Annotated in this window: 25 protein-coding genes; 21 read left to right on the top strand and 4 right to left on the bottom strand. The window is 48.0% G+C overall.

Annotation, left to right across the window (positions count from 1 at the left end):
- Positions 1-11: 11 nt before the first annotated feature.
- Genes WN53_RS03480 through WN53_RS03470 form a run of 3 tightly spaced genes read left to right on the top strand, consistent with a single transcriptional unit; the run spans position 12 to position 3,309 of the window.
- The gene (locus WN53_RS03480) at positions 12-1,433 is read left to right on the top strand and encodes an integrating conjugative element protein (protein ID WP_046808011.1); all 1,422 of its coding nucleotides are present in this window, start codon (positions 12-14) and stop codon (positions 1,431-1,433) included.
- Positions 1,434-1,435: 2 nt separating this feature from the next.
- Positions 1,436-1,804, top strand: a complete 369-nt coding sequence (locus WN53_RS03475; RefSeq protein WP_024483818.1) for a hypothetical protein — start codon at positions 1,436-1,438, stop codon at positions 1,802-1,804.
- Positions 1,804-3,309: a conjugal transfer protein TraG N-terminal domain-containing protein gene (locus WN53_RS03470; protein ID WP_024483817.1), complete on the top strand. Its 1,506-nt coding sequence runs from the start codon at positions 1,804-1,806 to the stop codon at positions 3,307-3,309. The genes WN53_RS03475 and WN53_RS03470 overlap by 1 nt, the downstream gene beginning before the upstream one ends.
- 56 nt (positions 3,310-3,365) lie before the next feature.
- Here the strand turns inward: WN53_RS03470 and WN53_RS03465 are convergent, their stop codons facing one another.
- From WN53_RS03465 to WN53_RS03455, 3 genes are all read right to left on the bottom strand, one after another.
- Positions 3,366-3,593, bottom strand: coding sequence for a DUF3742 family protein (locus WN53_RS03465; RefSeq protein WP_152526580.1), 228 nt, complete (start codon positions 3,591-3,593; stop codon positions 3,366-3,368).
- 83 nt (positions 3,594-3,676) lie between these two features.
- On the bottom strand, positions 3,677-4,285 hold the full coding sequence (locus tag WN53_RS03460; RefSeq protein WP_046808010.1) for a hypothetical protein: 609 nt from the start codon (positions 4,283-4,285) through the stop codon (positions 3,677-3,679).
- Positions 4,266-4,718, bottom strand: a complete 453-nt coding sequence (locus WN53_RS03455; RefSeq protein ID WP_046808009.1) for a hypothetical protein — start codon at positions 4,716-4,718, stop codon at positions 4,266-4,268. Before WN53_RS03455 ends, WN53_RS03460 begins: the two co-directional genes overlap by 20 nt.
- A 1,708-nt stretch (positions 4,719-6,426) precedes the next feature.
- Here WN53_RS03455 and WN53_RS03445 point away from each other — a divergent pair.
- From WN53_RS03445 to WN53_RS03415, 7 genes are all read left to right on the top strand, one after another.
- On the top strand, positions 6,427-7,332 hold the full coding sequence (locus WN53_RS03445; RefSeq protein ID WP_024483811.1) for an integrase domain-containing protein: 906 nt from the start codon (positions 6,427-6,429) through the stop codon (positions 7,330-7,332).
- 345 nt (positions 7,333-7,677) lie between these two features.
- Positions 7,678-7,959 carry a hypothetical protein gene (locus tag WN53_RS03440; protein ID WP_024483810.1) on the top strand — a complete coding sequence of 94 codons (282 nt, stop codon included), beginning with the start codon at positions 7,678-7,680 and terminating at the stop codon, positions 7,957-7,959.
- Positions 7,960-8,471: 512 nt separating this feature from the next.
- Positions 8,472-8,921: an antirestriction protein gene (locus WN53_RS03435; protein WP_052754305.1), complete on the top strand. Its 450-nt coding sequence runs from the start codon at positions 8,472-8,474 to the stop codon at positions 8,919-8,921.
- Positions 8,922-9,012: 91 nt separating this feature from the next.
- Positions 9,013-9,354 (top strand): hypothetical protein, encoded by a 342-nt coding sequence (locus WN53_RS03430; protein ID WP_024483809.1) that lies wholly within the window; start codon positions 9,013-9,015, stop codon positions 9,352-9,354.
- Positions 9,355-9,930: 576 nt separating this feature from the next.
- The gene (locus WN53_RS03425) at positions 9,931-10,923 is read left to right on the top strand and encodes an ArdC family protein (RefSeq protein ID WP_024483808.1); all 993 of its coding nucleotides are present in this window, start codon (positions 9,931-9,933) and stop codon (positions 10,921-10,923) included.
- Between the two features lie 22 nt (positions 10,924-10,945).
- Complete coding sequence (locus tag WN53_RS03420) at positions 10,946-11,263, top strand: TA system toxin CbtA family protein (RefSeq protein ID WP_024483807.1); 318 nt, start codon at positions 10,946-10,948, stop codon at positions 11,261-11,263.
- Between the two features lie 89 nt (positions 11,264-11,352).
- Positions 11,353-12,045: an N-6 DNA methylase gene (locus WN53_RS03415; protein ID WP_024483806.1), complete on the top strand. Its 693-nt coding sequence runs from the start codon at positions 11,353-11,355 to the stop codon at positions 12,043-12,045.
- A gap of 130 nt (positions 12,046-12,175) precedes the next feature.
- Here the strand turns inward: WN53_RS03415 and WN53_RS03410 are convergent, their stop codons facing one another.
- Positions 12,176-12,904: a DUF2461 domain-containing protein gene (locus WN53_RS03410; RefSeq protein WP_024483805.1), complete on the bottom strand. Its 729-nt coding sequence runs from the start codon at positions 12,902-12,904 to the stop codon at positions 12,176-12,178.
- Between the two features lie 405 nt (positions 12,905-13,309).
- Between WN53_RS03410 and WN53_RS03405 the strand changes: the two genes are divergently transcribed.
- From WN53_RS03405 to WN53_RS03350, 11 genes are all read left to right on the top strand, one after another.
- Positions 13,310-13,696: a VOC family protein gene (locus WN53_RS03405; RefSeq protein WP_021179632.1), complete on the top strand. Its 387-nt coding sequence runs from the start codon at positions 13,310-13,312 to the stop codon at positions 13,694-13,696.
- A 122-nt stretch (positions 13,697-13,818) separates the two neighbouring features.
- Complete coding sequence (locus WN53_RS03400; protein WP_099049898.1) at positions 13,819-14,607, top strand: SDR family NAD(P)-dependent oxidoreductase; 789 nt, start codon at positions 13,819-13,821, stop codon at positions 14,605-14,607.
- Positions 14,608-14,648: 41 nt separating this feature from the next.
- On the top strand, positions 14,649-15,107 hold the full coding sequence (locus WN53_RS03395) for a PhzA/PhzB family protein (RefSeq protein ID WP_174469073.1): 459 nt from the start codon (positions 14,649-14,651) through the stop codon (positions 15,105-15,107).
- An 88-nt stretch (positions 15,108-15,195) separates the two neighbouring features.
- A complete protein-coding gene (locus WN53_RS03390) occupies positions 15,196-15,816 on the top strand; it encodes an isochorismatase family protein (RefSeq protein ID WP_099049897.1) in 621 nt (206 codons plus the stop codon).
- Positions 15,813-17,681, top strand: coding sequence for an anthranilate synthase family protein (locus WN53_RS03385; protein ID WP_046808008.1), 1,869 nt, complete (start codon positions 15,813-15,815; stop codon positions 17,679-17,681). Before WN53_RS03390 ends, WN53_RS03385 begins: the two co-directional genes overlap by 4 nt.
- A gap of 328 nt (positions 17,682-18,009) precedes the next feature.
- Positions 18,010-18,855, top strand: coding sequence for a PhzF family phenazine biosynthesis protein (locus tag WN53_RS03375; RefSeq protein WP_024483802.1), 846 nt, complete (start codon positions 18,010-18,012; stop codon positions 18,853-18,855).
- The gene (locus WN53_RS03370) at positions 18,785-19,504 is read left to right on the top strand and encodes a pyridoxal 5'-phosphate synthase (protein WP_315902239.1); all 720 of its coding nucleotides are present in this window, start codon (positions 18,785-18,787) and stop codon (positions 19,502-19,504) included. The genes WN53_RS03375 and WN53_RS03370 overlap by 71 nt, the downstream gene beginning before the upstream one ends.
- 12 nt (positions 19,505-19,516) lie before the next feature.
- Entirely contained in the window at positions 19,517-20,578 is a 1,062-nt protein-coding gene (locus WN53_RS03365) for an AMP-binding protein (protein WP_021179638.1), read from the top strand.
- A gap of 2 nt (positions 20,579-20,580) precedes the next feature.
- Positions 20,581-21,960: an aldehyde dehydrogenase family protein gene (locus tag WN53_RS03360; RefSeq protein ID WP_024483799.1), complete on the top strand. Its 1,380-nt coding sequence runs from the start codon at positions 20,581-20,583 to the stop codon at positions 21,958-21,960.
- Positions 21,957-22,889 carry a hypothetical protein gene (locus WN53_RS03355; RefSeq protein ID WP_024483798.1) on the top strand — a complete coding sequence of 311 codons (933 nt, stop codon included), beginning with the start codon at positions 21,957-21,959 and terminating at the stop codon, positions 22,887-22,889. Before WN53_RS03360 ends, WN53_RS03355 begins: the two co-directional genes overlap by 4 nt.
- Positions 22,890-22,933: 44 nt before the next feature.
- The gene (locus tag WN53_RS03350) at positions 22,934-24,703 is read left to right on the top strand and encodes a non-ribosomal peptide synthetase (protein ID WP_024483797.1); all 1,770 of its coding nucleotides are present in this window, start codon (positions 22,934-22,936) and stop codon (positions 24,701-24,703) included.
- Positions 24,704-24,744: the final 41 nt, after the last annotated feature.

Here is a 24,744-nt window from a genome sequence, read left to right as displayed (position 1 = left end):
GAGTGTACGCAATGACATTCAAGGCAATTTTAAAAGCCGGGGCACTGGCAGGTGTAGCTCTGCTTTCCCTGAATCAAGCCGCTTTTGCTGCGTTTGATATCACGGCAGAGGAGGCTAATACCGGTTACGGCAAGGGAATGAAGGGGGCGATAAACGACAATCTGTTTTATTCCATTGGTGGGGGTACGGTGATATCCCAACCCCCCAGTAGCAACAACATGGAGAAAATCGGGCTCGGTATCAGTTGGAACAACGATCTGATGTGCGGCAACTTCGATTTGAGTACCACGGTCAAGAACCAGCTCAACGGGGCGACGGACGGTTTCAAGAACATGATGGGGGATGTGATTAACGGGGCTACCGGCGCGGTTGCCAGCCTTCCGGCGATGATCATCCAACGAGCGAACCCCGGACTGTACGAGCTCCTGACCAATGGTGTCCTGCAGGCCAATGTGGCGTTCGACAAGGCCCAGCTCAACTGTCAGACGATGTCGAAGAAACTGGCTGATTACTCCTTGTCAGGCAAGTTGACGCAAACGGCGATTGGCGAGGAATTTCAGAATGTCATTTCCAGTACGTCTGATGCGATCCGTGCAGATAACAGCTTGAAGAAATCCACGGGTAAAGAAGGGGTGAAATGGGTGGGGGGGCAACAGCGAGGAGGGACGGGGCAGAAGGCTATCAAACCCACGTATGACATTGCCAAAGCAGGTTACAACATCCTGAATAAACAGTCTGCCACCAGTGATGCAGCGGTGAGTTCATCGGCGTGTAATGGCTCGTTATGTCAGAAGTATAAAACCAGTGCTGAAGCAGCAGATGCGGTATCGAAAGTTCTGGGGGATCGCGCGCTACGCACTTGTGTGAGTGGCAGCGAGTGCAACAGCGGTGGGCTGGAAAATGAGCCGGGTACCTCTACACCGGGTGAGGGCTTTTCTCCCATGCTGGAAAAAACCACCAAAGAGAACCAGGAAACCCTGATCAAGCTGGTGAACGGTAATCTGGCTCCCAATGCGACCAATCTGGCAACGTTGAAAACCGGCGATCTGGCCGTGACTCGCGGAGTTATCCAGGCCCTGAAGGATGACCCGGACAATGGTGCTCTGGTGCAGCGCCTGGCCGGGGAACTGGCAATGGCTGACACCATCACGACGGCATTGGCGATGCGTCGGATGTTGATGGTGGGGCAATCAGAACCGAGCGTGGCAGCTCAAGAGCCTATTGTAGCGGAATCTGATCGGCGTCTGGAGTTTTTAGACCGGGAGATCCAGGCGCTGAAAAATGAGATGGAGATACGAAAATCCATCAGTAACAATTCCATTCTGGTGGCGATCACCCGTCAGGAGGCGCGTGAGGTGGATAACAGCCTGCGTCAGGATCGTCAACAAAATGACAGTGCTGTCCAGGGACTCAGCAAGTCCACGGAGGAATAATCATGGTGATTGCAAGAGTTTCGAAGGCCGAAAGCCCGTCCAAGGAAAGGGGGCCGCGCCGGTGGCGTAAAACGGTCGGCTTTATTGCTGGCATGGTGGTTATTCTGGTTCTGGGAGGGGGAGCTACGGCATTGGGGCTGTATCTTGCCGGAAATGAGACCGCATTGACAGACTGGCTGCAGCAGGCGCGTGTGCCGCTGTTTATCTGGCGCGTGATGCTGTACGGCACCGTGGCTGCAATGTGGTTTCACCGAGTCCGAGCAACGTTGCTGCGTCAGGCTCCCTCGCGGGGCGTAGTTTACCGTATTGAAGTGATGATGGTATGCCTGGCTCTGCTGATTGAATTCACCAGTTACCGTTGGGGGATGTGATGACGACGGACAGTTATCTGGAATTCTTCCTGGTGTTCCTGGGGTGGCTGATTAATAACGCCCTGTGGATCATCATTACTACCACCGGACTGTTTGCCTTGCCTCTGGCTCTGAAGGTGGCTGGCGTCTGGCTAAAGGTGCGCACTGAGGGGGATGACGAGGGGAACAAGGGGGCGCTGGCGCTCCCCCGCATTGAGCAGGTGCTGTATGTGGCGTTCGTGGTGATTATGTTCTGTGCCATGCCGTTCAAGGAGGTGGATCTAACTGTGATGAAGTTTGATCAGACACGCTCCCGGCAATGCGGCACCAATGTGCCCAAACCGGAGGAATCTGGGTATGGCGGGTTGTTGACCGACTTTAACGGCCAGGTTGCCCAGGTACCGATGTGGTGGTATTTGGTTCACAACCTATCAAAAGGGGTGACACATGCGGCCATCGCGTCCATCCCCTGTGGCATGGAACTCCGCCAACTGCGCTTTGAGGTGCAGCATACCCAACTTATTGATCCGGTGATCCGTCAGGAAGTACAGGAGTTTGCCAGCCAGTGTTATGCCAAAGCCTATTTCAAGCTGAAATCCACCAATAGCCAGCTCAGTGACGCCACAATCAATTCGGTGGGTTGGATAGGTTCAAGCTACTTCCTGAATACCGGCGGTTACTATGACTATTACACGTCTACCTTACCCCGTTCGCTGTGGCCGTACAGAGAGAGTCGGGATAGCGGTTATCCTGATGTAGGACGTGGGGGATATCCCACCTGCAAGGAGTGGTGGAACGCATCCGGCATCGGGCTGAAAAGTCGGTTGGCGGGGGCATATAACGTTAAAGTCGCCAACCGGATGAAGTTCGTTGATGGTGAAAACTGGGAGGAAAACCTGTTGCGTTGGCTGGTTAGCCCGCAAAATACCCTGATGTCTGGTGGTCACGAAACTTATCTGGCGGGAAGCCAGCGGGGTACTGGCATAGACCTTGATACTAGCTTCAAGCAGATGATCAGTGGTCTGGGGGCATTTTCGGCTCAAGCGACTCAGCTACCAGCGTTCGATGCGCTGCGCCAGGCGTTGCCGATGGTGCATGGCATTTTGATGATGGCGATGGTGATCTGCATCCCTCTAGTAATGCTGTTCGGTGCCTATGACCCCAAGGTGGTGGTAACGCTGACTTTTGCCATGTTTGCGATGATATTCGTGACGTTCTGGTGGGAACTGGGCAGTTGGCTTGACGATCGGCTAATCGAAATTGTGTATACCGGCGCTCGCGGATATTATAACTGGTTCAGCAGTGTTGGGGCCGAAGGCTGGATCATGAACCTGGTACTGGGGTCGATGTTTGTGGTGCTACCTGCATTTTGGTTTGGAGCGGTAAGCTGGAGTGGTATAAGTATTGGGGGGGCGATATCTCAAGCAATAAATAAATCAAGTGAGGGAAGCCAAACTGCTGGAGCTAAGGGAGGGAAAATCGCTACTGATATAACTAAAACAGCAGTAATAAAGGGCATGAAATAGAATCAATATCTTGTAATCTAGGTAATGGCTGAGGCGTTTCAGCTATTACCTAGTCTTTATTCATCATCGTCACTTCTAATATCACCAACGTAAAAACCATATCCACTATGCCCATCTCGCCATCCATCTTTATGACCATTTTCTAAGGGGGCATTTGATGTTTTGCTTGAACTCGCTGTAAAAATAAATGCCGAGACAGAAAACACCATTTTGACAGCTTCCACTAACCCTTTAGCGATAACGCTCCAGATATCATCCTTTTGATTTGATGCTTTTTTGGTCATGGTCATTAATCTCCTGCGTTTTGTTACTATTACATTACGGCAGATGTGATGCCAGGACAACCTGGGTTGTGTGTTTGTCATTTTCATTTGTTTTTTTCATTGTTGAATTTTATTTCAAATGATTGGCCGTTTTTATTGTAAGTAAATTCTGATTTTCTCCCAATCTCCTGTTGGGCACTATTCATTGCTACGGGTTGATTGAATTCATTGAACTGGGCATGATTTTTTAGATAATTAATCATTCCCTCCCAACTGGAGTCCATAGCAGAATCTTCATTTATCTCTTCTATTTTTTTTATTAGTAAGCTAAGTATCTGGCCTTTTGACATATCATGTGATTTTTTGTAGAGTTCAGTAAGGATTTTTATTATTATTTTTTTCTTGGGGGAAATAGCCTGGTATGCATTTTTTAGTTCATTGTTTTCTTGTGTTAGTTGGGATATCTCACTATCTTTTTCTTTACCTTTTCTATAAACTCTATACGTGGTAAATAGACCGCTAAAAAAAGCACCTGCAAGATAGGATAGTATGGTTATTCTATCTTTATAATCAGCTGATATAGTTGGGGTGTTTGTGTTTATATATGATACAAGCATTATAGGAACGGCTACGGCAAAAAAAGATGCAATCCACCCAAAAATGAATATTAATATTTCATTGCTTTTTATTGTATCAGTTTTTTTCTGCTTCATTGTCACCGGCCACTGAAAGAAATACACTGGGGGCATCTATTACAATAGACAAAGATAACATGACTCTCTTTAATATAAAGTTTTTATTTCTAGTGTCTTCTTGCGAGATAATTTCTTCTCTTGAGAACATAAATTTGAAGGCTGTATTACCTATAGCTATACATTTTGTAGCGACAGCATAAGTATTAAATTTATTTGAAAGTTCGAAAGCATTCGTGCTTTCATCAATCTCACCAAGCTCACTAAAGTTTACGGGGTTGTTTACATTTATAACGTAGTGATTTCCAAATGCTTTTTTTATCATTACTAGGAATATTTCTTTTTTGTATTGTATTTGTAGGGCTATAGTATCCTGTAATTTTTCTTTGTTAATGATTTTTACTTCTTTTGCTGATCTTATTGCTTTTTCGATGAAAAGTATTTCGCTATCCATATTTTTCCTTGTTTAACTCATTGGTTGGCCTGTGTGCTACGTATGATAAAAAGCGCTTAATGTACTAATTAGCAAGAGCTCTTTAGTATCTTAAAAGTAATTGGTTCAAATGGAGCACATTTACATTAACCAAATTACTCTCTTTTAGTATAGCTGAAAAAGGGTAAACCCTTCAAGAGGTTTGAGGGCCAAGGAGGTAAAAGATACGTTAATTAGTTGCAAAAATCGAAATAGAGACAGGGAACATCAACATAGTCGAAAACAGGTATTTGAAACCATTTTTGAGAAATTAAATTACCATAACTTATTGTATTTAATTGGTTTTTGATGAAATTACTTTTTTGCGCCGCTGAAAATCTCTATGAAATAGGAAAGTACAAAAATAGACTCGCCGTGTAATGCTCTCCAATTGGAGGAGTATAAAATCGGAAACCAAATTGGCGGAGAAAAAAGCCATTGAGAGCTTGTCAATGTTGAGAAAATAAATTGAGTTATGCACATATCCACGGTCAGAAAAGCCAGTGAAGCCGGGGCCACCCAGCACCCCGGCAAACGGGAGCGGTCTGTGAGCGGGGCAAGCGAACAGACTCTGGCGGTGGGTATGTGCAAAACTCCGTCTCTTTTGCTGCATATATCCCCGCCTTGTTTCTGTTGAAGATTTCTGGACTCTCCTTTATGATCCCCCTGTTCTATCGTTGTCGATGACAACAGTCAATGCTTCAGCGCAAGGAGTGCGCAGGTGATCTGAGAGAAGTGCCCTAGGGCGATCACAAGCCAAAGTCATACGGAGAGAAGCGTGGTCTGAGACTGACGCTTTCGAGCGACCACAGCCAATGCGACCTTAACCTGAAAGGACGCGCTTTAGAGCGGTAACCCCCCTGAACCTTTGAGAGTGGGGATCGCAGTTTATTGCGATGAAGGTGCGTTTATCCACTCACAGACAGTCAGTTTCATCACGACAACTGACACCCAGCGGGAAACTTCCCGGTGGGATAGTTTCTCCATTACCAGGAGAAACATTATGTCTACGCCCTTATCTTTTTGGATCGACGTCCAGCAACCCCGGCAACATTTGCGGCGTTCTGCTATGCCAATCGGAACATTTGGCATCTGCAGAAGCAGCATTTGGCGCGGGAGCTGCGCAGCGCGTCACTTGTGTAATTGCGAAGCATATACCAAGTGACGCGCAAAGCGCATAACGGACAAACCCACGTAATACGGGCTTTACCAACGTCTTCTACGCTCTGACCGACACGTAGTACTCTGGTCGAACCACGGACTATGGACCATTCAGCGCATGTGAAATGACATTTTTCCAACCATCGCGTCGTAAATACGGGGTAACCCATGAAGGCGCTTATTTATGTAATGAAGGAGAACAATCGACTCGGTAACGATGGCAACATTAGCGAAAGCTGATGGATGGAGGTGACCTGGCAGTAGTCAGGTACCGGCGAAAGCCGCAAGCAGCTCAGCGAGCTGTGGATACCTCACAAGAACTCAACATTTTGCCACTCCGACGCACAGTTATCAGTCGAGCCGCAGGAAGCGCAAATCACACCGTGTCGTCGGGCCAGGATGTATCACCGTCGTGCTGAACGTTGTTCAGACGTTTTGGCGTACATCAAAAATGCAGTTCGGTACGTCCTTCATCCCTCGGGGCGAAGGCGGTAATGTCGTACGTTTTTCATGACGAAAGGAGGAGGGAATGTCGAGAGCCAATAAGCAGTTAAGCAAGCAATTAATCACGCTGGCTCGAAAGTCGGGTGGGAGTTTTAAAACCGTTTCAGATCGCGCCAGAATAGCGTCGCGTTTCGCCGAAAGTATGTTGAAATTAAATATCCAGATCCGAGATGTCAATAATTTAAAAACTAATCATGTTGAGCTCTATATAAAGAATCGTCTGTCAGAAAATATCTCCAAACGTACTCTGCAAAATGAAATGGCGGCTATTCGGGCGATGTTTTCTACTGCTGGCAGGACGAAACTCGCCGATCCAAGTCATGAAAGATTAAGTAATTCGGCTCTCGGCTTATCTGGGGCTAGTCGTGACGGCTCTAAAATAGCTATTACAGACGAGCGCTATCACGCAGCGCTCGCCCATATACGTGATAAAGACGACGGTGTCGCCGCTGCAATGCAACTGGCTCGTTATTTAGGATTGAGGACGGAAGAAACGGTTCAATCTGCCAAATCATTAAAGACATGGCGGAAGGCATTAAATAAAGGTGATGAGCGTATACGGATTATATTCGGAACCAAAGGTGGACGCCCGAGGGATACCACAGTTGTAGATCGCGAAACGGTTATTCGTGCAGTCAATGAGGCGATAAAATATGTTGATACACACAATGGACGTTTAATAGACAAACCTAGTCTGCATTCTGCTATTGATCGGTACCGAAATACGCTCAAAGAGGCAGGGTTAACGGGGAAAGAATCTCCGCATAGTCTGCGTTATGCCTATTCCAAAGAGGCTACGGACTATCATATGAGTAAAGGATTAAGCCGGAAAGAAGCAGAGGCAATGGTATCGATGGACCTGGGGCATGGTGATGGGCGCGGGCATTATGTTGCCAGAGTTTATAATCGAGTGAGTGATGATGAGTCTTAATAGTGAGAACGGCAAAATACATGCAGAAAGGGGCTTGTCGAGTATGTTTTATTTATGTACGATTTTAACCGTTAAACCGTTGTCTCTGACAACAGCCAATGTCCTGGTGATTTGAGAAGGACGCCTTCGGGCAATCACAAGCCAAAGCGACCCTAACCTGAGAGGACGCGCTTTAGAGCGGTAACCCCCCTGAACCTTTGAGAGCGGGGATCGCACTTCACTGCGATGAAGGTGACTTGTCCAACATGCCTTGATTGGCATCCTATCTGATTGACTCATCCCCAAGGGAACATGCTTCCCTCCAGGGGATAGATGTTCCCTTATTTTTTGCGTAAGGAGACATCTATGGATTCACAAAAAGAACTGGCATTCTTACCGGTATCTATCACGTTATCTGCATGGGATCGCGCCGTAGACCGCTTCAGCATTGCTGAGTGGGAACGTCGGCAACTTGCGTTGATAAAAGCAGCGCAGGACGCCTGGAACAAGCGGTCGGTTTCTTCCGATACAACCGTGACATTTTCGCTAACCCTATTTGTTCGTCTGGGCGAGGAAACAACCGAACTTACAGAATATTTCACTGTGAAGTATGACGATTACAAACTGATAATTACTTCAGCGAGCTAATGGCTCTTATATCTGCCAGGGAGAATTTTTCCCTGGTAGATATCCTTTAACCTATTGGGGGGTAGCTCTCCCACAAAGGGACTACTCCCTGTCATGTTTGATACGGAGTGACTTATGACAACCTTTGTTCTTGTTGCGGAATACCGGAATGCGACGGACCGTATGTTTACCTTGGCTAATGCTCACTTTTGCGCATGTGTCGGGAATGATGAACGACGGTCATGGCGTGGTTGTGCGCAACGTCATCTTGCTGAACTGGAAAATCTAAGTTGTAAGCGAGCGAGTGAACGGGATCGGCGTTGTTTTAGCCATGCCAGCCGTTTATTGCGGGAGCGTATACCGATGGTCAGTGAGCAAGGTGAAATATTGTCATCGAAAGGTGTGGTGGGCCAGGCCTAGCTGTGGCCACCATTGCGATAACAAGACAGCACTGCCCTGGTGGCTAGTATTTGTATCTTTACAGGGCGTGTCCCCTCAAAGGGCGGGTCCTGCGTTTTTAACAAGGACTTGGAATGACACAGACAAGATCGGCAACACCTGTCGTTACCTTGGAAAACATTGATTGGGACAACGGCTACAACGGGTTTGTCTCACTCATGATGCAACAGGGTTTTTCTCCAGATAAATCATTTATTGCAGCAGCCGCGTTTACTCGATTGTGCTATGGCTATGCTCGGAAATTCAGCCAGGATTATCAGGGTGACTTTTGGTGCTGGTATACGCAGTCTGATGAGGGTTTTTTCATCTGTCCGCAGACTGAGAAAATCTACCGGATTGAGGTTCATTCGGACTACTACCGTGGTGAGATGAGTACCCAGGCACTAGGAATAACGGTATCACTGTATGTACTGTGCATTATGGCAGAGTCGGGCCATGAATTTTTTATCGAGAGCTACCATCGACTGCGTGGCTTTGCGGTTCGACACCCTGAATGGGCCGCTATTGGTGGCGCGATTGACTGATCCCCACGGTTACTAAGCCTTTTACTCACCCCATAGGGACTGACTTCCCTATCGGGGGGTAAGTCCCTTTTTTAATTCTAGAGGACTTACCATGATGACGATAAACCAGACCAACAGCACTTTTTCTCTCGATGATCTATGTGAACTGGCAAACCTTGAAGGTGAATTACGGGCGATTGCCGCATACGAGAAATTAGGCATTGGCAAACAGCCGGATGAAGACGGTTTTACCGATAATATCTGGACGGTCGCCTGGCTAGCACAAGAACTTGCTAAAAAATGTGGGTTGGAGCCATACCGCTATACCCATAATTCATGCAAGGTTTTGTTCGACGACATTGTTGCCTTAGGCAGAGCGGTTTGCCCTGGAGCCTGGGACCACTTCTTTAATGTGGGTCAGGAGGAAGCAAGGGCGATTTTAGAGGGATGGTAATGCGCCGGTGTTACTTTTTCACCCATATCAAAACGATCCCCCATGAGGCTTGGCGCGAGCTGTGCCGTGCCGTAACTCGAGTGCATCATGGGGTACGCAACGAGGCGGGTTTTCGCTGGCTGGGTAAACCTTTGACTGTCTTTGACCTTAGTGGCACAAAACCGCTGAGGTATGACGACAGTCTGATTGGTGTCGGCATTATCTCCTTTAATGGTGATGATGCCGCAGGCCTGTCAGGCGACCCCTTTTGCCTGCTTCGGTCGTTATCCTCCGAACGACGGCAAAGTCAGTGTGATACCGGTCATCACCCTTACGATTTTTTGGTGATAGCGGTGTTGCTGCTGGTTAATCACTATTGCCCTACATGTTACGTCATTCATTCGACGGTCGGACGTGCCGAGTGGCAACAGGTTTCTGATTGGTTAGATACCCACCTTCACTTGGCGGTGACGTTACCACCAGGACTTTAACACACTGACGCTGTTATCGATTAACGCGACTTTAGCACTAACAACCCTTACGGGGATTTACTCCCGTAAAGGGGGAAGTCCCCGTTTTTTATGGCGAGGACTGACCATGACAACGAAACAACCCCGGCAAAAGGCAACTTCACGTTCACGTCACCAGGATAAGGTGGATCTGTTCCAGGTGGTGACGGATAAAATCATCGCGGTGCTGGAAAAGGGGACATCTCCCTGGCGCAAACCGTGGCGAACCGTTGCCGGTGGCATGAGCGGGTTACCGGCCAACGCTATTACTGGACGGGCTTACAGCGGTATCAATGTGTTGTTACTGTGGATCGATGCGGCGGACAAGGGGTTTACCTCTCACCGTTGGTTGACGTTCAAACAGGCACAGGACGCTGGTGGTAACGTTCGCAAGGGCGAGAAATCGACGCTGGTAACCTTGTTCAAGCCGTTTGAGAAGAAAGAGACGGATGAGCAGGGCAGGCCGATGTTTGATGAACAGGGGAACGCTGTTGTTTCCCAGCGGAATTTCATGACCAGTTTTCATCTGTTCAACGTTGAGCAGTGTGAGAATTTACCCGAGAAATTGCTGACGCCGGTGAGTGTGGCCGGTGATACTGAGGAAACACCCGAGCAACACGATATTGAGCGTATCCAGCGGGCAGAACAGGTGGTTGCCTGCAGTGGCGTACCGGTGGTACACCGGCATCAGGATCAGGCGTTCTACAGCCCTAGAGCCGACCGTATCACGGTGCCAGAAGCGGTGCAGTTCAACTCCCCTGCTGATTACTACAGTACGCTGCTGCATGAATTGGTGCATTCCACCGGACATATTTCCCGACTGGCGCGAGAAGGTATCACGTCTTCTTCACGCCGGTTCGGGGAACCGGTTTATGCGTTCGAAGAGCTTGTGGCGGAAATCGGTTCGGCATTTTTGTGCGCTGAAGTGGGTATCCAGGGGGACGTTCAGCATGAGAGTTATATCGCATCATGGCTGAAGGCACTGAAGGAAGACAAGAAGGTTATCTTCCAGGCAAGCCGTTTTGCCCGTGAAGCCTTTGAGTACCTTATTTTACGTGAACAGGCCCTGGCTGCCGCTTGAGCGGCTATTGGAGGAGGACTCGATGGACACTGCAATTCGTGAATACCAGACGATAGCGGCCTATTTGCTGGAAAAACATTTCGGGCTGACGCTGAACGATACCAACCTGCATGACGATGCCGTTGTGCAGGAGCTGGTCGAGCTTAACGTACCGGTGTTTGAAGCGATTAACCAACTGGTGGATAAATATCACCTGGATCGGATAGACCTGAATACCTGGTCTCCCCGGAGTCCCTTGTTGACCCCGAGCAACTTCTTGGGTGCCGTATTGGAAATTGTGCCAGAAAAAGTCCAACTCGTCTGTATCGATGAGAGAGGCGACAAACTTACGCGGCACTGATTTTACACAGGGTTACTAAGTTAACCTGCCACTCCCCAGGGGAAACATCTCCCTGGGGGGATGTTTCCCTCTCTTCAGGAAACATCTCTATGACAAACCACAATCCGCATGTTGCGGAGTTTATTGCATTATTTAACCAAACTGCTCGCTATCATCATCGTTACGAGGTCTTTCGGGATTTCGTACAGATGGCCGCGTGTGCAGTCCATAATCAGGTGGCTTTTTCGCAGTTGCTTGAGGATGAGTACCTTACCTTGGTGAAACGGTATGAGCGTGATGACGTCAATCGTATGGGGAAACTGTTGGGCATTCTCTGCAACGGCCTTGGCCAGCAGCAGCCGATTTACGATGATATGCTTGGCAGGATATTCATGAACCTCGAACTGAGTGACGCACGACGTGGGCAGTTTTTCACGCCGTTTGACATTTCGCGGATGATGGCAACGCTGTCAGTTCAAGATCTGGAGAGCAAACTGAAACAAGCGACGTTCCTGACCGTGGGGGAACCAGCTTGCGGTGCCGGAGGTATGGTAATCGCAGTGGCCGAACAGTTTAGCCTAGCGGGATACCCCCCTTGCCAGCATATGTTTGCTTCCTGCGTTGATATTGACCCTGTAGCTGCAGCCATGTGTTTTTTGCAGTTGGCGTTGTTGCGGGTACCGGCAGAAATCATCACCGGCAACTCGTTGACGATGCAATATAATCGGGTTCTACGAACGCCAACTTACTATCTGAATGGTTGGTCAGTACGTTTAGAAAGTAAAGAAAAATCAGTGGGATAATACTTGGTTCGGCGCCCCAGCAACATAGGGGCGTTTTTATTAGAAATTGCTAATTAGAGCTTTCCTTAACTATCTCACTTGTTTAGAAAGATAGTAGGCATTTTTTTTGAAATGCTATTCTGGATATAATTCAGGTGTTCGTTATTGAACGTCTTATTTCTAAGTCGCGATTCTTTTCTTCTTCAATACGAATAAGGAAATTATAAAGAGGTGCCAACTGAGTGAAGGCCTCAGCTAGTGTGTTGACCAAGGTATGATCAAATATTTCAGCGATGTCATTATTTTCTTTCATTACAGAAAAGGATTTTTTGTTATACCAAATGGCAATTCTTTCGGGCTGGTTTGGTTTTAGTGGACGTTTGTAAGAGTCACCAGTTAGCGTAAAGTTTTGTAAAAGATGTGAAGTGGCATTCAAAAAGTCTTTTTCTCGACAGGAAATGCTTTCCCTTACGCGATCCATAGTTTCACGTGTTGCAGCATAATAGCCTAATCCATAATAAAAAGCATGGGGTCTAATTTCGAAGAAAAAAACCGGTGAATCAATCCAATTTTTTTTATCACGCTTAAATGTTAACCACATTCTATCCCGGAAACGCGATTTGTCTTTTGAAAATCGAGTGTCACGATAAATACGAGAAATGGTCTTTCCTATTTTTGGACTCACCTCAATATTTTTGTCTATTTCTTGTACAATGGGTGTTAGTGACTTAACAAGATGTTGGAAAGGTTCTAGTAAATATTTTTCATATGCCGTTTTGTTATTTTCATACCATTCCTTGTTATTCTGAGATTTGACCTCGGTTAAGAAAGCTATGCTTTGACTGCTGAACATGTTGCATGGGGAATTAGCATCATTCATGGCGTAGCACTCCATTCATCATTTTTCATGTTAAACATATCTCATGTAATAACTTAAGCAAAGTATTTCAATCAAAAAATATGCTATGAATCTGTTTTTTTGACCTGGATCAATAAATTGTGATATATGCGCATGTTTTATAGACACTATAAGGTTTTTGAGGCAATTTTATTTTGTAATAAATAATTGGTTTCACTATCTGGCATTAGTGTGATTGGCATTAATTACTAATGATTTCTTTCTAATGCATAAGTATTGTGAATGGTTTTGAGGGTGGAGAATTGGTTACCTGTATGAGGTAAGCGCAGCATTTGTGACTATGCTTATTGTAAAAAACAAAGCATATTCTTTCATAATATAATGGTGATTTACTTACTTAGGACAAGGTTTCATAGGAGAAATAGTATGTTCAAACCTAACAGTGTTATTTTATATGTTGACGACGTAGATGCCAGTACTGCATTTTATAAAGCTATCTTTGGCGAAGATCCAATCGAAGCTTTTCCTGGGTTTTCAGTGTTTTCGCTAAAAGATGGCTTTATTTTGGGGTTGCAAACCAAGCACGATATTGAACCAAAACCCCAGCCAGCATTCGGCGGGTTTGAGTTGTGTTTGAGCGACATTTCGATCGAAGAGGTCGATGCCATTTTCAATGACTTTAAAGCACGTAATGTTCCGATGGCGCTACCGCCAACAAGACTTGAGTTTGGATATACTTTTGTTGCGTTAGATCCTGACGGACATCGAATCCGTCTGTGTGCGACAGATACTAGTGGGATTGAGAAATTGTAAGTAGCAGGACCGATTTTCATATACAAGTGTTGTGAATAGTATCTGTTTTTATAATGATTATTATTCCTGAATTGGGATGAATATCGGTCCATAACATCATGATTATAATCAAGGAAACATATGTGAATAAAGTATGGTTTATCACTGGTGCGGGTCGTGGCTTTGGCCGCGTCTGGACTGAGGCCGCCCTAAAGCGTGGGGATAGTGTAATCGCAACGGCGCGTGAGCCGGAAAAATTAACCGATCTTGTTACTCAGTTTGGCGATAATCTCTTGCCGGTGATGTTGGATGTGCGCGATCGTGCCGCCGTTTCTGCAGCGGTAGATACTGGCTTTCGCACCTTCGGACGCATTGACGTAGTGGTAAATAATGCTGGGTACGGCCTGTTTTGCCCTCTGGAAAACGTGCCAGAAAATGATGCAAGGCAGATTACTGAAACTAATATACTGGGTTCGCTCTGGGTTATTCAGTCGATACTACCGTATATGAGGCAACAGAGGCATGGGCATGTTATTCAGATTTCGAGTATAGCCGGTTTAATGGCACTACCTGGTATGGCCATGTACAACGCAACTAAGTGGGCGCTAGAAGGAATGGTTGAAACGCTTGCGAACGAGGTGAAAGAATTTGGTATCAATGTCACATTGGTTGAACCTGGTCCCCACCTTACCGATTGGATCGGCAGCTCGGCTGTACGTCCGGAACGTGGAGAAGCTTACCCTACACATGAGCAGATGATGCAACAGAGTTGGCCACACATGGTACCGGCTGATCCTAGCCATGCAGTAGAGCCAATGCTTAATTTGGTGGATACGAATACACCGCCGTTACGGATGTTATTAGGTGAGTCATTGAATGACATGATTATCCAAGAGGGACAACGACGCCTAGCTGAAATCGAATATTCATAAAAGAATACCGGTATATCTCATACTGTCTTACAGGAGCTGTAATGATGGAAAATAATATGCGTAAGAACAATCGTAACATTGTTGAGCAATATATGAATACTTATGGTCAGGCGCGTTTATCCAGACATGAGCTATTTGATGAGGAGGGATGCGGAGGACTTTGGACTACGGATACAGGAGAGCCAGTTGTTATCAAGAGTAAAAAGCAACTGGCTAAACATGCACTCTGGTCGCTGGACTGTTTTCCAGACTGGCGATGGTACAATGTACAGATATTTGATACGCAGGATCCGGATATTTTTTGGGTTGAATGTGACGGGAAAGGTGAGATTAATTTCAAAGGTTATCAGAAAGGTTTTTATCAAAATCATTTTATTCATTACTTCCAATTTAAAAATGGTAAAATAATTCTTCAACGTGAGTTTATGAATCCTTGTCAGCAATTCCGTGCTCTTGGAATTGATGTTCCAAAAATAGTAAGGGAAGGCATCCCAACTTAATATTTTTTTAAATTAAGGTCACTCAATCTTTATCGCTTATTTATGTGATTAATTTTTGCGTTATTATAAGACTTGAGGAATGACGGATATGGCTATACCTGAAATTGAAAACTATGATCTTGCTTCTCTGGTGTTAACGGAACCCAATAAGGTGGACTGGTTAATCTCTCCTTCGAGGGGGATTCTTTTGGTCCATGATATGCAAAATTTTTTCCTTAACCCCCTACCTGAATTATTACGTAATACCTTATTGGAAAATTGTAAACGGCTAATTAACTGGGCCAGGGAAAACTCAATTCCCGTGGTCTATACCGGCCAGAAAGGTAGTATGAGCGCTGAAGAGCGTGGCTTGCTTTATGATTTCTGGGGCGCTGGCATGCAAGCTGATCCGATACACACGGCAATAACGCCATCATTGTTACCTCAACTGGGAGAGCCTGTGCTAAAGAAATGGCGATATAGTGCTTTCTTCTCTTCCGAACTCGCCGATATATTCGCTGCCCAGAAACGTGATCAAATCATTATATGTGGTGTTTATGCGCAAATCGGTATTCTAACTACTGCTCTGGATGCCTATTCCAGAGATATCGAAGTTTTTTTAGTGCAGGACGCGATAGCTGATTTTTCACAGGATGCACATCAACGTATGTTGGCTTATGCCGCGTCGTGCTGTGCATCGATATTATCGGTGGGAGAGGTATTAGCATGAGTACAGATATGGCGATTACCTCCTTACTCCAGCATGGCAGCAAAAATGAGTCGTTTGCTCTGTTATTCAGATGCGGGCGCGGCGCTGCTCCTGAAATAGAAGTGATTGTGGGAGATGAGCGGCATCTGAACAGTCTTCAAGATTTATCTGAATTACAGACAAGTTATCATGACAGCGATGATCAACAAATGTTGCTAGTCGCACCTTATCGACAGATTGTAGAGCGAGGCTATGCTGTTAATGACGACGCTAAACCGCTCATCGCTCTCGTCAATACGCGCTATAGCAAAGTACCACTCCATGAAGCATTGGCTCTGCTGCCTGATAGTTCATTGAAGGTCAGCAATACTGCTTTTGAACCTTGCGACGAAGAATATGCTCGAATAGTAGCTCGAGTCATTCAGCAGGAGATCGGTTCCGGACAAGGAGCCAATTTTGTTATCCGCCGCTCCTTTACCGCTGCTTTCACTGATTATGCTTGTGAAACAGGGTTAACTGTCTTTAAAAATCTGCTCCTGCAAGAAAGCGGCGCTTACTGGACCTTCTTCATTAAATGTCAGGACGTGACGCTTATCGGTGCATCTCCGGAACGCCATATCACTTTGCAGCAGCAGCGTGTCTCTATGACGCCGATCAGCGGCACATATCGATATCCTCCGACCGGGCCAACCCGTGAGGGGCTCATTGACTTCTTATCTAATGAGAAAGAGAAGGACGAGTTATCGATGGTGCTAGATGAAGAGTTGAAGATGATGACCCGCATCTGCGACGCCGATGTCAAAACTTTTGGCCCATTCTTAACACCCATGTCGCATTTGGTACATACCGGATATCGGCTTGAGGGGCACTCATCGCTGCCAGTACCTGCGATTTTGCAGCACTCAATGTTCGCTCCGACGGTTACTGGCAGCCCATTGGAGAACGCGACTCGAGTCATCGCTAAATATGAGACATCTGGGCGAGGCTACTATAGCGGTTTTGCCGCATTGCTGGGTTCTGATGGTGGTGAGCCGACGATCGATTCGGCGATCTTGATCAGGACGAGTGAAATTGAATCGACAGGTAAATTGACCATGGGGTTGGGGGCAACGTTGGTGCGTACTTCAAATCCCGCCTCCGAAGCGGCTGAAACTCGGGCTAAAGCCGCTGCGCTGCAGTGTGCTATGGGGCTGAAAGGTAGTTCCCCCTCTATTTTCCAAGACGAGGAAGTCGCTGTCGCGCTGCAAAAACACAATCATCGCCTAGCTGCATTCTGGTGTGATGATGTTGCCAGTGTGAGGCCAATACGCTGCCAGGGGAGGGTACTCCTAGTTGATAATGAAGACGCTTTCACCTCCATGATGGAGTATCAGCTGCGTTCGATGGGATTCAATGTCCGTCTTGCACATTACACTTCCCCCCTCCAACTCAACTCACATGAGCTGTTGGTTATCGGTCCCGGGCCAGGAGATCCGCGCGATCTAGGTGATGAACGGGTAGCTCGTAGCCGCAAGCTAATTCTGGATGCCATACAGAGGGAGCAACCCTTTATAGCGATATGTTTTGGTCATCAGATCCTATGTGCAGCACTGGGATATCCGATCGTCGCGCTAGATTCGCCCAATCAAGGGATACAAAAAGAAATCACCTTCTTTGACAAAGTTGAAAGAGTCGGTTTTTACAACACGTTCACAGGGCTGGCTGCCAGTAATGCGATGGCCTGTGAGTATGGCGAGATCCGCGTCGCACGAGATGAAGCTACTGGCCAAATTTATGGTCTTCGCGGACCACATTTTTCATCCATGCAATTTCATCCCGAATCTGTACTGACAATTGATGGACCACGGATCCTCTATGAATCGATCAAGCAGGTGGTGATGTCATGATAATGGAATGCGTATGGTGGGAATTAGCGCCGGGAGAGCTGGGCATTGAGCAACTACAAACGCAACTAGAGCAAATAGATCTCGCCGTTTGGCAGCGGATCGAAACGTTACATAGCAAATACTGGATTATGAATGAGACTCCGCCACGTTGGGGGGCGGTGATGGTGTGGCGTGGAGATAAACCAGATCTTTCTTTATTGCCGTTAAATGTGGCTGCCGAGGCTATCGGGCGACCGCCGGATGTACGAATGCAGTTTAGTGTGACGGCATCTTGTCTAAATGAATCGATTATCACGCCATGGGCGTCTCTGATAAGTAGGGAGGGAACATGCACCATTATGTCATCGTAAATGCGTTCAGCGATCGTGTGTTGGCGGGGAATCCAGTCGCTGTATTTTTTGATTGTGACGATCTAGAGCCGGAAACCATGCAACGCATAGCCGCTGAAATGCGGTTATCGGAATCTACTTTCGTGTCACGTCCCCGCAGCGGTGGTGATGTACACGTTCGTATTTTTACCCCAGTGAATGAACTGGGTTTTGCCGGTCACCCGTTGTTGGGTACGGCGCTGGCGCTGTCCCTTAGACTGCAGAAAACGACACTGAATATCGAAACTGCGAAAGGCGTTTTCCCCTTTGCGTTGGAATACACCAAATTAGGCGGTGATCTCCCAGTTGCACATGTCGATATGCGCCAACCATCCCCCGTAATCCAACCCTATACACAAGTTGAGGCGCTTCTTAATGCGCTTGGTTTGTCACATAGCACGTTGCCAGTTGAACAGTACGATGTCGGACCGCGCCATGTCTTTGTTGGTGCAGCTGATATGGCGACGCTGACGGCACTCAACCCCGATCAGCGCGCATTAGCGGAACATGAAAATATGGCTGCTCTCTGTTTCTGTCGCGACAGGGATACCTGGCGCTTGCGAATGTTTTCACCTGCATATGGTGTAGTTGAAGATGCTGCGACCGGCTCTGCCGCCGGGCCTCTAGCGCTTCACCTAGCCCGGCATGGTTGGAGCGACTATGGTCGGTCGTTGGAGATTTGGCAGGGGATTGAGATAGGGCATCCGTCAAAAATGTACGGTATGGCGCAAATAAATGGTGCGAACTACCGACTGCATGCTGGTGGCCACGCTATCCAGGTTGCACAGGGAACTTACGCGATTTGAAGGGGAAGAGAATATGGGGAGCAGTGCATTCGAAAGTGTTAGCGGCAAAGTAGATACGGAATTTCCACCCTTCCATTCACAAGTAAACCAGCCAATTGAACTTGCCTGTGCTTGGGTACAGGAAGCGATACGTGAAAAGGTCAGAGAACCTCGAGCGATTGTACTAACTACTGCTAATGCCCAAGGAGAAATGAGTTCGCGCGTTATGGCGATTCTCGATTTTTCAGGGAGCGGCATTCTATTTGCCACCCACAGTTGTAGCCGCAAGATTCAGGATATCAATAGTAATTCCCACGCATGTGCCCATTTCTACTGGAAAGAACTGGGGCGGCAATTATCGGTCAGCGGCAAAGTGATCAAGTTACCGCACGCTACCGCCAGAACTGTGTGGGAAAAACGGCCGATTCCGTTGCACGCGATGTCGACTGTTTCTCACCAAAGCGAACCGTTGCTGGATAGCGATGAGTTGCGTAGATCGGCAGAAGCCCTTGAAGAGGCTGGCGCATTGCCCTGCCCTGAACGTTTCTCCGTCTACCAGTTGGTTCCGCAGGCGCTGGAGTTTTGGGCCGCCAGTTCGGATCGCCTACACCGGCGTTTGCGAGCCGAATATCACCGGAACGAATGGCGCAGCGCTTGGCTACAACCGTAACAATGGGAAAAGATGATGAATTTACCTGACTTTACCTCCCACTTGACGGGAATGATGAAATGGCATTTTTCACCACAAACCGGTGCGCCGTTCTGGCTAGATATGCGTCAGAGGTTCGATTTTGATCCGCTGCATGACATTAATACTTTCGAAGATTTAGCGCATTTTCCCGATGTTGCCGACAGTTTGCGCGACGTTCCCGTCGAAGCTCTGATTCCGCGTGGGCTGCATGACGCAACCATTGCGGGTGTTTTTGAAAGCGGTGGCACTACCGGAAAACCCAAACGCATCGTGGTGTTCCAACAATGGCTAGATGAGCTGGTGGACTGGCGGCTGTGCGATCGACAGTTTGGTGGTGATAACACATCCGGCAATACGTTGGCGCTGATTCCTACGGGGCCACATATCGTCGGCGCAATCAACTCCCGCCGCGCGAAGGCGAAAGGTGGACTGTGTTTTACCATCGATCTGGATCCGCGCTGGGTTAAAAAATGCATCCAACAAAACAATATGGCAGGGATGCAAGCCTATGCTGCACATATCGTCGAGCAGGCCGAGGATATCCTTTACACGCAATCTATCCAGTACCTTATCGCCACACCGCCGATTCTGGAACGAATGGCGCAGCGCCCCGCGCTGGTTGCTCATTTAAACAGAACGCTGAAGGAGATAACTTGGGGGGGAACCCAAATGGATCCCGACACCCTTACATTCCTGCAAACAGAAGTGTTTCCGACAGTGCCGATCACTGCCAGCTACGGTAGCACGATGATCCTGGGTGAAGCTAAAGCGCGTTGTTCAGTGGATGCCGCCAGCCCGGTTATTTTCGACAGTTTTGCGCCCTATATCATACTGGAGGTGGTCGATCCGCAAACGTTGAACCCCGTGAATTTTGGCGAACGTGGGCGGGTGGTTATGCATCATCTAAGTCGTTATGCCTTCTTCCCCAATACTCTGGAGCGGGATACCGCAATTCGTCTGCCGCGAAACGATGATTTCCCCGGTTCATCGGTCAGCGACGTCGGCCCGTTGCCGACTATTGACGGGCGGGCGGTGATCGAGGGGGTCTATTAAACATGAATATTCCTCTTGAGCCGTTAGCGGCTACCACAGATCGGCGGATTGAGGCCATAGCATTGGGACGTACGTATACCACACAACGACGTGCCATAGTCCACGATCTGCTCAGTATCCCGGTTGCGGAGATGACTGTCGCTCCACCTATTTATATCCATAAGGCGATCAGCTCGATGAGAGAAGCACCCTCGCTCTCTTTGGCTGAGATTCATGCCGCGATGGCACGTGCAGCGGATAGCTACCAATATGACACGATCGCGGGATTATCGCCCGATGAATACTCTAGGTTGTTGCAGCGCACGACCGGTTTGCCTGAGACGGTGACGCAAAATGCTTTGGCCACGGTCGCGGATGCTTTGCGAAATATGCCGGATATTATCAACGCTGGTAGACCACAAGGTGCTAGATGGTCATGGGATGATGCGGACGCGTTGGCTGGCTACAGCTTATTCAGCCGTAAAGGTGATGTTTTTGCAGTACTGGCCGCAGGCAATGGACCAGGCATCCATGCGTTATGGCCACAAGCAGTAGCATTAGGCTACCGCACTCTGGTCAGGCCCTCGACCCGCGAGCCGTTCACGGCGCAACGCGTGATATGCGCGATGGTACAAGCAGGTCTAGAGCATTATGTTGCTTTGATCCCCACGGATTATCGTGGGGCGGATGAGTTAGTCGCTTCTGCCGATCTGGCATTGGCATATGGCGGGCAAGACATTGTGGATAAATATCGCCACCATCCTCAAGTGCGTGTGCAGGGACCCGGACGTGCCAAGATTTTAATTGGCGCTGACGTTTGCATGGAAGAAGCTGTATCACTGGTGGCAACATCAATGACTGATCTTGGCGGTGCCGCTTGTGTGTCGGCCAGCGCGGTTATGGTAGAGGGGGATGTGAGCGATTTTTGTCGGCGTTTAAGGCAGACGTTGCAACAACTGCCGGAGAAGGTGCTGCCGCGAGCTTCACAACAAACGGTAGACTGGTTGAACAGCGTAATTGATACGCCTATTGAAGCTAGCTTGATGTCTGAAGGCTATTTGCTCCGTCCTGTAGTTACCGAAGTCGCTGAACCTGACGATCCTCGGATTCACCGCGAATTGCCTTTCCCTTGCGTTACAGTTGCGCCTTACCATCCAACGCGCAGCGCTCAGATACTGTCTGGTTCGCTAGTCGTGACGGTATTTTCACGTCAACCCCAACTGCTGAAGTCGATTATAGCCGATGCTAGCATCAGCAATGTCTATGTCGGTGATATTCCCACAACTTGGATGTCCCCTTTGGTTCCCCACGACGCTTACCTGAGCGATTTCCTAATGTGCAATCGGGGATTCCGCATAGCTGCATCCTGGATTGAGGCTGAAAGTAAAGGAGAGAAACTGTGAATATGCCTTATGCGATGATTTTTGGACCTGCGGATGTTTCCCACATGATGAAGGACATGCAGCGTCTTTATGATATTCACCCACAGGTTCGTACTCGATTCGGGCAGGTCGCGAGTTCCGCTGGCATAGATGTCGATGTGATTTTACGCAAGACGCCGTTGCTTGATGGCGTTTCATGCATGCAAGTGGTTTCGCTAGGGCTGCTTGCCGGCATGCTGGGCATCGCCGATGGCATTATTGAACAACGTGGGACGCCTAGCTGCGTCGGTGGCATCAGTTTGGGAGAAGTGGTCGCGCTCTGCGTAGCTGGCTCATTAACACTGGACGATGCGACGGAACTGATCCGCCTGAGAGTCGATATACCCGAGTCTGAGGAAGAAACGGTAGGGTTTGTCATGCTGATGGAAGAGAGCGATCGTGCTTTTTATCACCAGCCGCCAGCGATGCGCATCGCGGTCGATTACGGTCTGATTCACCAAGGCATCGGCTCTCTGTTGATGGTTGCCGGTTTGCGTCGGATGTTGGAGGGGCGAGGACAGGAAGGTTCCGGCGTGCTGGAAGTATTACCGCCAGAGTTGTGTAACTCAGCATACCACACCCCTTATCGTCGGCGGATTGCTGGGCAGATTGAGGAATATCTGCATGGATGCACGTTGCCTGCTCCTGTTTACCCAGTAATGACCTGTCTGTCGGGATTGGGGGTAGTTAACGATTCGCAGGGAATAAAAGAGATGTGCTTGCGTGGTGAAACAGAAACCTTGTCTGTTCCGATGATGATTCAGCAGATGCAACACTTTGATGTAGCAGAAGTCATCTGCATCGGACCGTTTTTACGCAGTCTCAATATGGATTTTGGTGGTATACCGGCTTCATTTCGCGATGAACAGTGGGTCGACGATATATCTCTGTCGCCCTCGACAATCTCATAACGACGTAAACGGGTTTATTCAATGAGTTGCCAATAGGAGCACACATGTCACACACGATGACAGGAAACAACCGAGTAACTTTCACCGAAACCGGCAATGTGGCTGAGTTGATTCTTCAATCAATTATTCAGTATCCAGAGAGAACAGCACAAATCAACGGCGAAATCCGTATGGATTATGCAGAGTTCGAACGACATGTTGTCGCCGTACAACAACAGCTAACGCGAGCTGGTGTGGAGCGTAATGATGTCGTTGGCCTACTATTGCATCGCGATCAGTGGCTGATTCCGGCAATGATCGCTACCTTGGCTCTTGGGGCGACGTTTGTCCCTCTGGATCCCGCTTATCCGCTGTCCAGATTGGAGCGCTACGTTGATGTAGCTAAACCGAAAATGCTGCTCGCTCATCCTGAAGAGAGTGTTCTGGCGGAAAAATTGAATAATAACGTCATTTATCCCTCGCTTACCACGACAGGGAAGATGGTTTGTGTTGCAAGACAGTGTGATGAAGTTGCTTATATTCTGTTTACCAGCGGTTCGACTGGGCAACCCAAGGGCGTCAGTATTAGCCATCGAGCATTGCACAATTTCTTAATCGCTATTGCAGATCGGCTGGAGGTTCAGTCGTCACATGTATTTCTGGCACATACGACTGTGGCTTTTGATATCTCCATTCTTGAGTTGCTGTTGCCGCTTAGCGTTGGAGGGACTGTTTTGCTGGCGAGTAACGACGACGTGAGCACCATTGAAGGCATTCTTCCGCTGATCGAGAAAAGCCATTTTGTTCAAGCTACTCCCAGCTTATGGAAAATTTTGTGGGCGACAGACTGGAGGCCTGATTCGTCAGTGACGCTGTTATCCGGTGGAGAGGAGCTACCGATAGGGCTGGCGAAAAAATTGAATCAGACATGTGGCCGGTTATGGAATCTGTATGGTCCGACCGAGGCGACGATATGGACTTCGTGCGAATGTGTTGAGCGGGATGCGGATTACATTTCTATTGGCGAGCCTTTGGCGAATACTCAATTGCATGTGCTTAATGAGGTGCTTGAGCCTTGCGAGCATGGCGAACTCTACATTTCTGGTTATGGTTTGGCGCAAGGTTATCACGGCAACCGCGAAGGAACGGAACAAGTATTCATCACTCATCCGAAAACTGGCATGAAGCTTTATCGCTCAGGCGATCGCGTCCGCTTGCGCGAACAGGGAAGAATTGAATGGCTAGGACGCGGGAACGGAGAGATTAAAATCCGTGGCAATCGTATTGGCGTGAGCGAAATAGAAACGGAGTTGGAAAATATCCCAGGTATCGCTGGGGCGGTGGTGCTGGCTAGACGGTTTGAAGGGCGTGGGGACGATATGCTTACCGCATACGTCGTTAGCCAGGCTCCGTTGACTAAAGCGTCGTTGGAAAATATGTTGGGTGAAAGGTTGCCAGATTATATGGTGCCGGATCTGTTTGTCGTGTTACCTGAATTTCCTCTACAACCAAACGGTAAGTTTGACAAAAAATCCTTGCCAGACCCGAGTTGGAATAACACGTTGCACCATCATACTGATAGCGCTACATCCGCTCAGGGTAATGCCCAGCTTCAAGCTATTGCCGCGACGATTTGCCAGGTGTTCGCCACCGCGTTAGGCTGCAAAGAGTTTGATGAGGCATCGAGCTTTTTTGATCGTGGCGGCAACTCGGCACTAGCCTTAATTTCTTCAGGCATTATCAGTGCTAAGTTGAACAAAAAGATCCCGGTATCGTTGATCGTAAGTGGCGAAAACCCCAATGCGATTGCTAAGCAAATATTGCAACATACCTAATGGCGGAAATTTAATATCAATACATCCAGAACACTATCCAA

It is taken from the genome of Serratia fonticola (assembly GCF_001006005.1).
GTDB classification, from domain to species: domain Bacteria; phylum Pseudomonadota; class Gammaproteobacteria; order Enterobacterales; family Enterobacteriaceae; genus Chania; species Chania fonticola.
This window is presented reverse-complemented; position numbering and strand designations above follow the sequence as displayed.

Bases quoted from the DNA above. Each gene is read 5' to 3' on its own strand.
- WN53_RS03405 (WP_021179632.1), top strand. From the start codon at position 13,310: ATGTTCAAACCTAACAGTGTTATTTTATATGTTGACGACGTAGATGCC.
- WN53_RS03480 (WP_046808011.1), top strand. From the start codon at position 12: ATGACATTCAAGGCAATTTTAAAAGCCGGGGCACTGGCAGGTGTAGCT.
- WN53_RS03360 (WP_024483799.1), top strand. From the start codon at position 20,581: ATGAATATTCCTCTTGAGCCGTTAGCGGCTACCACAGATCGGCGGATT.
- WN53_RS03445 (WP_024483811.1), top strand. From the start codon at position 6,427: ATGTCGAGAGCCAATAAGCAGTTAAGCAAGCAATTAATCACGCTGGCT.
- WN53_RS03390 (WP_099049897.1), top strand. From the start codon at position 15,196: ATGGCTATACCTGAAATTGAAAACTATGATCTTGCTTCTCTGGTGTTA.
- WN53_RS03475 (WP_024483818.1), top strand. From the start codon at position 1,436: ATGGTGATTGCAAGAGTTTCGAAGGCCGAAAGCCCGTCCAAGGAAAGG.
- WN53_RS03435 (WP_052754305.1), top strand. From the start codon at position 8,472: ATGACACAGACAAGATCGGCAACACCTGTCGTTACCTTGGAAAACATT.
- WN53_RS03365 (WP_021179638.1), top strand. From the start codon at position 19,517: ATGATGAATTTACCTGACTTTACCTCCCACTTGACGGGAATGATGAAA.
- WN53_RS03440 (WP_024483810.1), top strand. From the start codon at position 7,678: ATGGATTCACAAAAAGAACTGGCATTCTTACCGGTATCTATCACGTTA.
- WN53_RS03430 (WP_024483809.1), top strand. From the start codon at position 9,013: ATGATGACGATAAACCAGACCAACAGCACTTTTTCTCTCGATGATCTA.
- WN53_RS03470 (WP_024483817.1), top strand. From the start codon at position 1,804: ATGACGACGGACAGTTATCTGGAATTCTTCCTGGTGTTCCTGGGGTGG.
- WN53_RS03420 (WP_024483807.1), top strand. From the start codon at position 10,946: ATGGACACTGCAATTCGTGAATACCAGACGATAGCGGCCTATTTGCTG.
- WN53_RS03455 (WP_046808009.1), bottom strand. From the start codon at position 4,718: ATGGATAGCGAAATACTTTTCATCGAAAAAGCAATAAGATCAGCAAAA.
- WN53_RS03425 (WP_024483808.1), top strand. From the start codon at position 9,931: ATGACAACGAAACAACCCCGGCAAAAGGCAACTTCACGTTCACGTCAC.
- WN53_RS03460 (WP_046808010.1), bottom strand. From the start codon at position 4,285: ATGAAGCAGAAAAAAACTGATACAATAAAAAGCAATGAAATATTAATA.
- WN53_RS03350 (WP_024483797.1), top strand. From the start codon at position 22,934: ATGTCACACACGATGACAGGAAACAACCGAGTAACTTTCACCGAAACC.
- WN53_RS03385 (WP_046808008.1), top strand. From the start codon at position 15,813: ATGAGTACAGATATGGCGATTACCTCCTTACTCCAGCATGGCAGCAAA.
- WN53_RS03410 (WP_024483805.1), bottom strand. From the start codon at position 12,904: ATGAATGATGCTAATTCCCCATGCAACATGTTCAGCAGTCAAAGCATA.
- WN53_RS03465 (WP_152526580.1), bottom strand. From the start codon at position 3,593: ATGACCAAAAAAGCATCAAATCAAAAGGATGATATCTGGAGCGTTATC.
- WN53_RS03375 (WP_024483802.1), top strand. From the start codon at position 18,010: ATGCACCATTATGTCATCGTAAATGCGTTCAGCGATCGTGTGTTGGCG.
- WN53_RS03415 (WP_024483806.1), top strand. From the start codon at position 11,353: ATGACAAACCACAATCCGCATGTTGCGGAGTTTATTGCATTATTTAAC.
- WN53_RS03395 (WP_174469073.1), top strand. From the start codon at position 14,649: ATGATGGAAAATAATATGCGTAAGAACAATCGTAACATTGTTGAGCAA.
- WN53_RS03370 (WP_315902239.1), top strand. From the start codon at position 18,785: ATGGTGCGAACTACCGACTGCATGCTGGTGGCCACGCTATCCAGGTTG.